Origin of the sequence: Saccharopolyspora erythraea (assembly GCF_018141105.1) — a bacterium.
In the GTDB taxonomy this organism is placed as follows: Bacteria; Actinomycetota; Actinomycetes; order Mycobacteriales; family Pseudonocardiaceae; genus Saccharopolyspora_D; species Saccharopolyspora_D erythraea_A.
The window spans coordinates 5171984-5183795 of record NZ_CP054839.1 but is presented as its reverse complement, the minus strand read 5'-3'; the positions used below and the strand labels follow the sequence as shown (position 1 = coordinate 5183795).

Here is an 11812-nt window from a genome sequence, read left to right as displayed (position 1 = left end):
CCCTGGAAGGCGTGGTTCCTCCGGACGACGCACGTGGACGCGTCGTGCCTCGAGCGGTGGAGACGCCACGGCGGCGGTGTCGGCCGGTGACGTGCGTGCAGTGCAGCAGCACCTCGGTACCTCCTCCGGGGCTCCGCGACCCCGTACGAATCGGCACGACGGCGCCAGTCTCCTGACTCATGGATCGTCGCCTTCCGCCAGCCTTCCCACCGGTTGCACGGCAGTGGCGCGGTGGCGGTGGCTCCCCATTCACAGTGGCGGGACCGTGCCGGAGTCGCACCGGCTTCCTGTCCGCCGTCGCGGTGAGAAACTCGCGAAGACGTTTGCAGCAGGCCGCCCGGGCTGTCAAGGGCAGCGGTCGCAGATCACGCCCTTGTCCGAACGCGCACTTGATGGGCCTTCCGGCGGACTGACGTTAGTCCGAACGGGCTAGAAGTTCGCGGAGTAGCACTATGAGAGTGGGCGGCGCGAGAAGTCCACAGTGGTGCTGTCCACAGTGGTTTGGTGGGATCGATCACTCGGGCGGCCGTGGTCCGATCGGCCCGGGGTGGTGGTGGCCCGCCGGGGCCTCCTGCGGATGGGCGCGGCGACCGCCGTGGGGCCCGGGCGGGCACCACGGGCGGAGCGCGCGAGGGACGGGTCAGCCCCGCTCGGGCACGGTCATCTCGCCGAGCACCGACCAGTCCTGCTGCGGGATCGTCGTGTTGATCACCCGCGGCGTCTCGGCCAGGTACTGCGGCAGGGTCTGCTGCGCCTGCTTGAAGTGGTCGGACTGCACGTGCTCGGCCCCCGCCTCGTCGTCGCGGAACGCCTCGACGAGCACGTACTCGTCGGGGTTCTCGATGCTGCGGGACCAGTCGAACCACAGGCAGCCGGCCTCGGCGCGGGTCGCGCGGGTGAAGTCGCCCGCGATCTCGGGCCAGCGGTCGGCGTGCTCGGACAGCACCCGGAACCTCGCGGTGATGAAGATCATCGATCTCGCTCCTTCGTCGCTCGTGGTGGAGGCGGTTCGGCCAACGTCCTCCGCCGGAATCCTAGGAAACCGCCGCGGCCGGTGCCCGAACGGCTTCCGGTGCCCGGTGCCGCCATGTCGTCGAGGTCCGGTGCCGCTTCCACGATCGTGCTGAGGCCGGACTGCCGGCGGCCACTTTCCGGTGTCGTGCCGCGATGGGACCGCACCTCATGCGTTGCCCCGCAACCTCGTTCGTGATCCTCGGCTGCTCGTGTGTGCGCTGAGGGTGACGAAAACAGGGCTCACCCTGCAGGGATGACACACAGCAGAGCGCCCCGGCATGCGAGCGGGTGCAACATCATCAACCCTGCTCGTGGCACAGCAGTTCCGTGATGTTCAAACGGGAAGGGCGAGCACACATGCGCACTGTGAAGAGGATCATCGTCGCCGGGGCCATCGCCGCGGCTGGCCTGGCGGTCGCCGCCGGGCCCGCCCACGCCGGATTCGCGGTGAGGGGGTGGGACTGCGTCCTCAGCGGTGGCGCTCCGATCAAGTTCGAGGGTGGCCGCCTGATGTGCTGGGGCGGCCACTTCGACGGCCACCCCGTGATCAAGGCTTCCTGGCACCACTGAGCCCCGCGCTCGGCACCGGTCACCATGGGAGGCCGCCGGCCGGTTCGGCCGGCGGCCTCTTCTGCGTCCATTAAAAAAGCAATCATGACTGCTTGCTTTTGGTTCGGCGCCGGTGCCACGATGAGCGCATGCACAGCGGTGAGCGGCGGGAACGCGTTTCGTCCGGGTCCGACCTGACCGAGCGGCTGCTCGCCGACCTGCGCGCCGAGACCGCCGACTTCGACGCCCTGGTGGCGGGGCTCGATCCCGCCGAGTGGCGTCGGGCGACACCCGCACCGGGATGGACGATCGCGCACCAGGTCGCGCACCTGGCGTGGACCGACGAGCAGGCCGTGCTGGCCGTGCGCGATCCGGAGGCTTTCCAGGCCGCGCTGGAGAACGCGGCCGAGCTCGCGCGCGAGGTGGACGACGCGGCGGCGCGCGGCGCGCGGGAGGACCCCGCCGCGCTGCTCGCGCGCTGGCGTTCCGGGCAAGCGGAACTGGCGGTGCTGCTGGCGGCCTGCCCCGGCGGCACGCGCCTGCCGTGGTTCGGCCCGCCGATGGGAGTCCCGTCGATGGTGACCGCACGGCTGATGGAGACCTGGGCCCACGGCCAGGACGTCGCCGACGCGCTGGGAGCGCGGCGCGAACCCACCGACAGGTTGCGCCACATCGCGATGCTCGGCGTGCGAACTCGTGACTTCGCCTACGCGGTGAACGGAATCCGGCCGCCCGCCGAGGAGTTCCGGGTGGAGCTGATTGGGCCGGGCGGCGAGCGGTGGGGCTGGGGACCCGAGGACGCGGCGCAGGTGGTGCGCGGCCCGGCACTGGACTTCTGCCTGGTCGTGACCCAGCGCAGGCATCCCTCCGACACCGCGCTGACGGCCACGGGGGAGCAGGCCCGCCAGTGGCTGGGCATCGCGCAGGCCTTCGCCGGTCCGCCGGGACGGGGCCGTGAGGCCGCGGGTTCACCGGACGCCGGGGGCCGGCCCGGCGCATGACGCTCGTCCTCGCCGCACGCGGAAAAGCCCCGCGCGGACCCGGATTCCCGGAGGTGCTGTTGTGACCGACCCGTTCCGCGCTCCCGAGCGGGAGGAGCTGCGACGGACCGTGCGCCGCTTCGTGGAGGCCGAGGTCCTGCCGCACCAGGACGGCTGGGAGCGCGACGGGGAGCTGCCCCGGTGGCTGCACCGCAAGGCGGGTGAGATCGGCCTGCTCGGCGTGGCGTTCCCGGAAGAGGCCGGCGGTGGCGGCGGTGACATCGTCGACACCATCGTGCTCGGCGAGGAGATGCACTACGCGGGCGGTTCGGGCGGGCTCTTCGCGTCGTTGCTGACCTGCGGGATCGCGCTGCCGCACATCGTCGCGGCGGGCGATGCGGCGCAGGTTGGCCGCTGGGTCCGGCCGACGCTGGCGGGCGAGGCCATCGGCGCGCTGGCGGTGACCGAACCCGGCGGCGGCTCCGACGTGGCGGGGCTGCGCACCACCGCCGAGCGCGACGGGGACCACTTCGTCGTCAACGGTGCGAAGACGTTCATCACCTCCGGTTGCCGCGCGGACTTCGTCACCACCGCGGTCCGCACCGGCGGTCCCGGCGCGCACGGCATCTCGCTGCTGGTGGTCGAGCGGGGTACGCCGGGCTTCGAGGTCTCGCGCCGGCTCGACAAGATGGGCTGGCAGTGCTCGGACACCGCGGAACTGTCCTTCGTGGACTGCCGGGTGCCCGCGGCGAACCTGGTCGGCGCGCAGGACTCCGGCTTCGTCCAGATCGCGCAGCACTTCCTGACCGAGCGCATCATGCTCGCCGTCCAGGCCTACGCGGGCGCCCAGCGCGCGCTCGACCTGACGGTGTCGTGGTGCCGGATGCGCGAGACCTTCGGCAGGCCGCTGATCTCCCGGCAACTGGTCCGCCACACGCTGGTGGAGATGGCGCGGAAGGTGGACGTCGCGCGCAGCTACGTGCACGACGTGGCGCGCCGGCACCTCGCGGGCGACGACGTGGTGGCCGAGGTCTGCTTCGCCAAGAACACCGCGGTCGAGGCGGGCACGTGGGTCGTCGACCAGGCCGTGCAACTGCACGGCGGCGCCGGATACATGCGGGAGTCCGAGGTCGAGCGCCAGTACCGGGACATGCGCATCCTCGGCATCGGCGGCGGGACGTCGGAGGTGCTGGCCGAACTCGCCGCCAAGCGCAAGGGTTTCGTGGCCTGAAGATCCGTTCTGGCGGGGCGCTCGGCACCGTGAGGCGGGGTAGGTTGCGAGCAGGCGCCACGCGGGGGGAGGCAGGTCCATGCGCGAAGAACGACAGATCGGCGGTTCGCTGGATCAGCTGGTGGCCAATCCCTTCGACAGCGATGCAGCTGCACGCCGTTACGCGCGCGGTCGTCCGTACTACCACCGCACGGCATTGCGGCTGGCCATGCGCCAGTTGAGGATCGAGCGCGCAGGCACCGCCGTCGACCTGGGCTGCGGTACCGGGCTTTCGACGCGTGCGCTGCGGGACGTGGCCGACCGGGTCGTGGCGCTGGACGTCGCACCGGCGATGTTGCGCGCGGCGCAACGATATCCCGGCGTGCAGTACGTCGTGTCGGGTGCCGAGCGGATTCCGCTCCGCGACGCGTGCGCGGACCTGGTGACCGCGGGCGCGGCGTTCCACTGGTTCGACCAGGCCCGCGTGCTGCCCGAACTCGCCCGCGTCCTCGACGACGGTGCGGCACTGGCCGTCTACAGCGACTTCTTCACCGGTCGCCTGGCCGGGCGGCCCGCGTTCACCCGGTGGTTCCGGGACTCCTACCTCGCCCGCCATCCGGCGCCACCACGTCATCACCTCGACACCGCCGCAGCGGCGGACGCGGGTTTCAGTGACGCCCTGGATGCCGAGGACCGGTTCCGGGTCCGCATGAGCCGGTCGGAGCTGGCCGACTACCTGCTCAGCCAGAGCAACGCCGCCGCGGCCGTCCGGTCAGGAGCCGTCACCGCGCACGACCTGCGTCGCGAGATCACCGACGGTCTCCGGTCGTGCCTGGACGGTGAGGAGATCGACGCCCTGTTCGGCGTCCGGGTGTGGACGGCGGTCCTGCGCCGCTGAAGAAGGCCAGTGGCGTCGCTGCTGAGTAGAGCCGGTGCGGCGCTGCGATGGCTCGCCGCGGGGGGCTCGACCTTGTCGCTACCGCTACGTGACCGGGCCTCGCCGGTCTGTAGCTGACCGGCGAGGCCGGAGATCACCGGCTGGCTGGGACCGTTCGGCCGGCGCGGACGTGCGTGTCCCGGCGCGCTGCGGGTGCGGGGGCCGCGTGGTTGCGCCCCTGCTGAGCGAGGCGCGATCCCTCACCGGCGCCGCTACCGCACGGGCCGCTTGGGCCTCATCCACAACGTCTGCCCCTCGACTTTCTCGTCGCCGGCTGCCGGAAACCCGTCCTCCTTGCGATGCATCCCTCACTCGAACGTGGAAGCCGAACGGCAGGCGGTCGCGGTTCCATCACTCATGGTGAACGTGGTTGTGACTTAGCGCATCTATAACGGTTCGATCACGACACGAATGGGTAGCTTGCTCGCCGTGACTCGCTCCAAGTTTCAACGCTCCGTAATCACGATCAGCGCTGCGGCCGCCCTGCTCTCCTCCGGCGGCGCCCTGGCGCTCTCCCCGGCGGCCTCGGCCGACCCCTCCGCCGAGGGGCGCGTCGTCGAGCTCGTCAACCAGGCCCGCGCCGGTGCCGGCTGCGCGGCGGTCAAGGCCGACTCCCGGCTGGCCGACGCCGCCCAGGCCCACAGCACCGACATGGCCAACCGCTCCTACTTCGACCACACCTCGCAGGACGGCTCGACGTTCTCCCAGCGCATCACCAGGGCCGGCTACCCGTCGCCTGCCGCGGAGAACATCGCCATGGGCCAGCAGACCGCCGAGCAGGTGATGGACGCCTGGATGAAGTCCCCCGGGCACAAGGCGAACATCCTGAACTGCTCCCTCAAGACGATCGGTGTCGGCGTCGAGCCCAACGGCTGGTACTGGACGCAGGACTTCGGTCGCTGACCCCGCCCTGCCTCGGTGGCCGACCCGCGCGACCTCGTCGGATGATCCGCCGGACCTCGGTCGCTGACCGCGCTCCCCGAAACCCCTTCCCGAACGGCGCCGCACCCGGCTGACAGGTGCGGCGCCGCTTCACGCGCACCGCGCCCGGCCGGGCGCGGGCCAGGCGGGTGGCAGGATGGCAGCGCTATGTTCGAGTTTCCCGATCTCCCGGTGCGCGCCGTCCTCGACGAGGTCACCGGTGCCCTGATGGAGCGCGGCACGGCGGTGCTGGTGGCGCCGCCGGGCACCGGCAAGACCACCCTGGTGCCGCTGGCGCTGGCCGAACGCGGCCTGCGCGTCGTGGTGGCCGAGCCGCGCAGGCTGGCCACCCGCGCGGCGGCGCGGCGGATGGCGAGCCTGCTCGGCGAGGAGGTCGGGGGCCGCGTGGGCCACTCGGTGCGCGGTGAGCGGCGGCGTGGCCCCGGGACGGTCGTCGAGGTGGTGACCTCGGGTCTGCTGGTGCGCCGCCTGCAGTCCGATCCCGAGCTGGCCGGGGTCGACGTGGTGATGCTCGACGAGTGCCACGAGCGCCACCTCGACGCCGACCTGCTGCTTGCGTTGCTGCTGGACGCGCGGGAGGGGCTGCGTCCGGACCTGCGGGTCCTGGCGACCTCGGCCACCGTGGCCGCGGGACGCGCGGCGGAGCTGCTCGGTGGCGCCCCGGTGCTCGAGGCGCATGCCCGGACCTACCCGGTGTCGACCCGCTACCTGCCGCCCAGCCGGGGAGAGCGGATCGACGCGTGCGTAGCGCGGGCCGTGCGAACCGCGCTGGCCGAACAGGACGGCGACGTGCTGGCGTTCCTGCCCGGCGCAGGCGAGATCCGCCGCGTCGCGGGCCATCTGTCCGGGGAGTCCGATGTGGACGTGCTGGCGCTGCACGGCAGGCTCCCGCACGCGCAGCAGGACATGGCGTTGCGCGAGGGACCGCGCCGCCGCGTCGTGCTGGCCACCGCGGTCGCCGAGTCGAGCCTGACGGTCCCCGGCGTCCGCGCCGTCGTCGACTCCGGGCTGTCCCGGGTGTCGCGTGTGGACACCCGTCGCGGGCTCGCCGGGCTGGCCACGGTGCGGGTGTCGGCCGCGGTCGCCGACCAGCGCGCGGGCCGCGCTGGCAGGCAGGGGCCCGGCGCGGTGTACCGGTGCTGGCCGGAGCACGAGCACAGCACGCTGCCCGCCTACCCCGAGCCGGAGATCCGCACCGCCGAGCTGACCCGGCTCGCGCTGGAACTGGCCTGCTGGGGAACGCCTGACGGGTCGTCGCTGAGCTGGTGGGACGAGCCGCCGGGCGGTGCGCTGGCGGCCGGTCGCGAGGTCCTGCGCGGCCTCGGCGCGCTGGACGCCTCCGGCGCGGTGACCGAGCGCGGGCGGCGGATGGCCGAACTGGGCCTGCACCCCAGGCTCGCGCGGGCGTTGCTCGACGGCAGGGAGGCGGCGGGCGCGGAGACCGCCGCCGAGGTCGTCGCGCTGCTGGACAACGACGCGCTGACCGCCGAGGCGGACGTGACCTCGGCGCTGTCCCGCCTGCGCCGGGGCGCCCCGGGCACCGAGCGGTGGCGTCGCGAGGTGGGCAGGCTCAAAGCGGCGGTACAGGACCGCGGCGCAGCCGCCGGCCTTGGTGACGCGCCGCAGGCGGACCGCGGCGGGGCCCCTGGCCGAGGTGACGCGGCTCTTGTGGTGGCCCTGGCTCAGCCGGAACGACTCGCGCGGCGGCGGTCACCGGAGTCCGCGGTGTACCTGATGGCCTCCGGCACGGCGGTGGAACTGCCTGCGGGTTCGGGACTCGGGCACTGCGAGTGGCTTGCGGTCGCGGTGGCCGACCGGTCGCCGGGCAGCGCCACCGGCACGGTCCGGCTCGCCGCCCCCGCCGACGAGGAGCTCGCCCGCCGCGCGGCCCCTGCGCTGCTGGCCACTGCCGACGAGATCGGCTGGGTGGACGGCGATGTCCGTGCGGTCCGCGCCGAACGGCTCGGCGCGATCACCTTGCGGGAGCGCGGAATCGAGAATCCCGAACCGGCCGAGATCCGGCGCGCTGTGCTCGACGGCCTGCGCGCGGAAGGGCTGGAACTCCTTCAGTGGTCCGAGGACGCACGGCGGTTGCGGGAGCGGCTCGGCTTCCTGCACGCCACGCTCGGCGATGCCTGGCCCGCCGTCGACGACGAGTCGCTGCTCGCCTCGGCGGACCACTGGCTGGAGCCGGAACTCTCCCGCGTCCGGCGCCGCGCCGACCTGCTGCGCCTGCCTGCGGGCACCGCGTTGCGGCGGCTGGTGCCCTGGTCGTCGGCCGCCGGGGTGGACGACCTCGCGCCGGACCGGATCGAGGTGCCCTCCGGCTCGCGCATCCGGGTCGACTACGGGGCGGAGCAGCCGGTGCTGCCGGTCAAGCTCCAGGAGGTCTTCGGCTGGCGCGACGTGCCGCGCATCGCGGAGGGACGGGTGCCGGTGGTGCTGCACCTGCTCTCGCCGGCCGGGCGTCCGGCGGCGGTCACATCGGACCTGGACTCCTTCTGGCGCAACGGATATCCGCAGGTCCGTGCGGAACTGCGCGGCCGCTACCCGAAGCACCCGTGGCCGGAGGACCCGGCCACGGCGACCCCGACCGCCAGGACGTCCGCGCGGTCCCGGCGGTAGTGGGTTGGCGAACTCTGCTGGTTGACAGCATCCAGTGTGCGTTCACCGCTTCGGTGGCACTCGCCCCACCGTGGATCGATCGTCGATCTTCAGTGATCGAGTGCCGCCGTTGACCTTCGGGCACTTCTGGCTATTCATCAGAGGGTCACCGCTTCGAAGATCGCCACCTCGGAGTGATCAACCGCATGGAGCCGGCCGCCGCCACATGTGTTCGAGGACATCGGACAGCGTGGAGGGCCACGGTTTCCCGGCTTCGCGGGTCGCAGCCCTGCGCAGGACCCCCTCCGCCCCGCCGGAGTTCACCTGCCCAACCAGCGGCACCGTGGCCAGCGCGACCCGCTCGGCCTCGGCGGAATCCCCGGCTCGGAGCAGGCCGTCCAGAAGGTTCGCGCGGTGGATGAGGATTCCCCACTGGTAGTTCGTCGCCTTCGACGCGCCCTCTGCTGCTGCGGCCAGGTAGGGGAGCGCGCGGCCGTGCTCGCCCAGCGACACGTGGAGCAACCCCGTGTGCGCGTTGACCACCTCTTCGCCGAACCACCACGACCACTCGGGGTCGCGGCTGGTCACTCCCTCGGCGAAGGTGGCCTTCGCGCGGTCGAACGCTTTGAGCGCGGCCGCGCCGTCGCCGAGGTGGCCGAGGGCACGTGCCCGGCGGACGTCGAAAAGGGCCCGGACCCTCGCGGGTGGATCCGTCTCGATCATCCGGTCCGAGATCCGCAACGCCTCCCGGTCCCGCCCCGCGTGGGTGCTGGACAGCGCTTGGTTGCTCAGGATGAACCATTCCATCTTCAGGTCCCCGGCAACACGGGCCAGCATCAAGGCTTCGGCGTTGATCTGGCGGGCTTCGTCGTGGCGTTCGGCGTCATGCAGCATCCACCCGGCCAACTCGCCGAGTTCTGCAGCGGCAGCCTCCAGATCGCGCTCCACCTGTGGCAGGTAGCGGCCCTCACCGAGCACCCGCTGGGCATCGCGGAAGCGTCGGATCACCGACGCCACGATGTCACCGCCGCCGAGCAGGGCCTCCAACTTCACGAACTGCCCCACCGCCGAGCGCAATGAGTCGACGTACTCGACCCCCACCCACGGACCCTGGGAGTTCTGGAAGTATCCACCGCCGGGTGTCTCAGGGACACCGGTCGGTGAGGGTTCGGCCGTCTCCGTGGCTGTGGGGGCGTCGGAGAAACCGAGGTCGGCGTCTGAGTTGGCCCCAAGCACCGCGCGCAGCGCCGATCGGTAGGCAGCGGTCGGCAGCCGGACCGCTCCTCGTTCCCACTTGGCCACCAGGTGCGGGTCCAGATCGAAGCGCTTGCCGGTCTCGCGGTAGAGCCACGCCGAGACCTCCGAGGCGAGTTCGGAGCGCGACATCGGCTCACCTGGTGCGCGCCTGGACGGCGTGTGCAGGCGTGCCTGGCGCAGAGCTTCGTTCGGCTGCTGACCCACGATGACCAACCTGCCCCATGCCGTGACCTGGGGTCCAGCCACCCCCGGTGACGAAGGTAGGGACATGGGTGATCACAGGGAGCCGATCAAGTGGGGCGCGTCCAGGTACGGAGAACGAGTCCACGCCGTGATGGCGGATTGGTGCTGAACGCCGGGATGCTCGGTTCGCGTGATCTGCGGGGTCGAGATCAGGCCAGCCTGGCCCGGATGGAGGCTGCCGTCGGCCTGCCCGGACTGCCGGGCCAGAACGCAGAGCGCCCCACCGCGCCGGCGATCGCTGGTGACGGCGTGATCGGATGGCGGAGCTGGACCGATTCGTCGGGCACCGCACACGTGTTGCGGCACGGCAACGCCCAGACCTTCTGCGGGCGGAGCCCGAACGCTGATGGCCTGCACCCCACCAATGGTTGCGCGGCGTGCGTGGCATTGTGGGCCGCCGAGACGATCAGCAGTCGAGCCGGCTCAACCCCGCTCCCGTGCGCGTTCCCTCAGCAGATAGCGCTGGAGCTTCCCGTTGACCGTGCGCGGTAGCTCCGCGACGAACTCGATCTCGCGCGGGTACTTGTACGGTGCGATGGCGTTCTTGACGAAGGTCTGCAGCCGTTCGGCGGTTCGCTCGTTCCCCTCGATTCCCGGGCGCAGGACCACGAAGGCCATCACGATGGTGCCGCGGTGCTCGTCGGGTGCGCCCACGACCGCGGCGTCGACGACGTCGGGGTGGGCGAGCAGCGCCTCCTCGACCTCCGGTCCCGCGATGTTGTACCCGGCGGAGATGATCATGTCGTCGTTGCGGGCCTGGTACCAGAAGTAGCCGTCGGTGTCGCGGACGTAGGTGTCGCCGGTGATGTTCCACCCGCCCTGGACGTAGACCTGCTGGCGGGGGTCGGCCAGGTAGCGGCAGCCCGTGGGCCCGCACACCGCGAGCCGGCCGGGTTGGCCGTCGGGTACGGGCGAGCCTTCGTCGTCGAGCACCACCGCCTCGAAGCCGGGTACGACCCTGCCCGTCGAGCCGGGGCGGATGTCGTCGTCCGCGGCGGAGATGAAGATGTGCAGCAGCTCGGTTCCGCCGATGCCGTTGATGATCCTCAGGCCCGTCTGGCGGTGGAACTCCGCCCAGACTTCGGCGGGCAGGTGCTCCCCGGCCGACACGCAGCGCCGCAGGCTCGGCAGTGCCGGCGCCTTCCCGGTGGCCAGGATCGCCTTGTACGCCGTGGGCGCGGTGAACAGCACAGTGGCGCCGTGTTCGGCGATCGCGGTGACCAGCTCGTCGGGACCGGGTTTCTCCAGCAGCAGCGACGCGGCCCCGAAGCGGAACGGGAACACGACCAGGCCGCCGAGCCCGAAGGTGAATCCCAGTGGTGGCGTGCCGGTGAACACGTCGTCCTCGGCCGGCTTGAGGACGTACCGGGCGAACGTGTCGGCATTGGCCAGCACATCGCGGTGGAAGTGCATGGTGGCCTTGGGTTTGCCCGTCGTACCCGACGTGGGCGCCAGCAGCGCGACGTCGTCGGCGGCCGTCTCGACCGCGGTGAAGTCGCCGGATTTCCCGTCGCACAGCCGGATCAGGTCGTCGGCGTTGCCGGATCCATAGGCGAGGACGGGCAGTTCGGGAACCCCCGCGTGAAGGTCGTCGACGAACCGGTGGTCGCACAGGGCGATCGAGGTGCGGGTCAGCTCGTGCAGCGTCCGGATCTCCGTCCCGCGCAGCAGCGGCATGGTGGTCACCGCGACGCACCCGGCCTTGATGACGCCGAACCAGGCGGCGACCAGCCACGGGTTGTTCGGTCCCCGCAGCAGAACCCGGTTCCCCGGCACGAGTCCGCGGTCCTCGGTGAGGACCCGCGCGATCTGGTTCGCCCGGCGCCGCAACTGTCCGTAGGTCCAGCGCTCACCGGGGGTGATGAGGCAGAGGCGGTCCTCGCCCCACTTCTCGACGGCCTGGTCGAGCAGCGCCTCCGCGCAGTTCAGCCGGTCCGGGTAGGCCAGTTCGGGCAGGTCGAAGCGGAACCGGGGCCACTGGTCGAGCGGAGGGAGGCTGTCCCGGCAGAAGGTGTCGGTGTGGGCGGAAGGCGAAAGCCGCATCGGCAGCGCTCCCTCCTCGGCGGGTGGGGAATG

9 protein-coding genes and 1 riboswitch are annotated in these 11812 nt (G+C 71.9%); of the genes, 6 read left to right on the top strand and 3 right to left on the bottom strand.

Annotated features, from left to right (window positions below):
* Nucleotides 1-143 precede the first annotated feature (143 nt).
* Nucleotides 144-314, bottom strand: a riboswitch (cobalamin riboswitch).
* A gap of 326 nt (nucleotides 315-640) precedes the next feature.
* Nucleotides 641-973, bottom strand: coding sequence for a putative quinol monooxygenase (locus tag HUO13_RS23305; protein WP_211897220.1), 333 nt, complete (start codon nucleotides 971-973; stop codon nucleotides 641-643).
* Between the two features lie 398 nt (nucleotides 974-1371).
* Between HUO13_RS23305 and HUO13_RS23300 the strand changes: the two genes are divergently transcribed.
* The 6 genes from HUO13_RS23300 to hrpB all read left to right on the top strand — a co-directional run bounded on the left by HUO13_RS23300 (nucleotide 1372) and on the right by hrpB (nucleotide 8257).
* Nucleotides 1372-1584, top strand: coding sequence for a hypothetical protein (locus HUO13_RS23300; protein WP_211897219.1), 213 nt, complete (start codon nucleotides 1372-1374; stop codon nucleotides 1582-1584).
* A 128-nt stretch (nucleotides 1585-1712) separates the two neighbouring features.
* The gene (locus tag HUO13_RS23295) at nucleotides 1713-2564 is read left to right on the top strand and encodes a TIGR03084 family metal-binding protein (RefSeq protein ID WP_211897218.1); all 852 of its coding nucleotides are present in this window, start codon (nucleotides 1713-1715) and stop codon (nucleotides 2562-2564) included.
* A 61-nt stretch (nucleotides 2565-2625) separates the two neighbouring features.
* Nucleotides 2626-3774 carry an acyl-CoA dehydrogenase family protein gene (locus HUO13_RS23290; RefSeq protein ID WP_211897217.1) on the top strand — a complete coding sequence of 383 codons (1149 nt, stop codon included), beginning with the start codon at nucleotides 2626-2628 and terminating at the stop codon, nucleotides 3772-3774.
* Nucleotides 3775-3853: 79 nt separating this feature from the next.
* Nucleotides 3854-4651: a class I SAM-dependent methyltransferase gene (locus HUO13_RS23285; RefSeq protein WP_211897216.1), complete on the top strand. Its 798-nt coding sequence runs from the start codon at nucleotides 3854-3856 to the stop codon at nucleotides 4649-4651.
* Between the two features lie 468 nt (nucleotides 4652-5119).
* A complete protein-coding gene (locus tag HUO13_RS23280) occupies nucleotides 5120-5593 on the top strand; it encodes a CAP domain-containing protein (protein WP_211897215.1) in 474 nt (157 codons plus the stop codon).
* Between the two features lie 186 nt (nucleotides 5594-5779).
* The gene (hrpB, locus tag HUO13_RS23275; protein ID WP_211897214.1) at nucleotides 5780-8257 is read left to right on the top strand and encodes an ATP-dependent helicase HrpB; all 2478 of its coding nucleotides are present in this window, start codon (nucleotides 5780-5782) and stop codon (nucleotides 8255-8257) included.
* A gap of 177 nt (nucleotides 8258-8434) precedes the next feature.
* Here the strand turns inward: hrpB and HUO13_RS23270 are convergent, their stop codons facing one another.
* Both HUO13_RS23270 and HUO13_RS23265 read right to left on the bottom strand, forming a co-directional pair.
* Nucleotides 8435-9622 carry a hypothetical protein gene (locus HUO13_RS23270; RefSeq protein ID WP_211897213.1) on the bottom strand — a complete coding sequence of 396 codons (1188 nt, stop codon included), beginning with the start codon at nucleotides 9620-9622 and terminating at the stop codon, nucleotides 8435-8437.
* A gap of 537 nt (nucleotides 9623-10159) precedes the next feature.
* Nucleotides 10160-11779: an AMP-binding protein gene (locus tag HUO13_RS23265; protein ID WP_211897212.1), complete on the bottom strand. Its 1620-nt coding sequence runs from the start codon at nucleotides 11777-11779 to the stop codon at nucleotides 10160-10162.
* Nucleotides 11780-11812 lie beyond the last annotated feature (33 nt).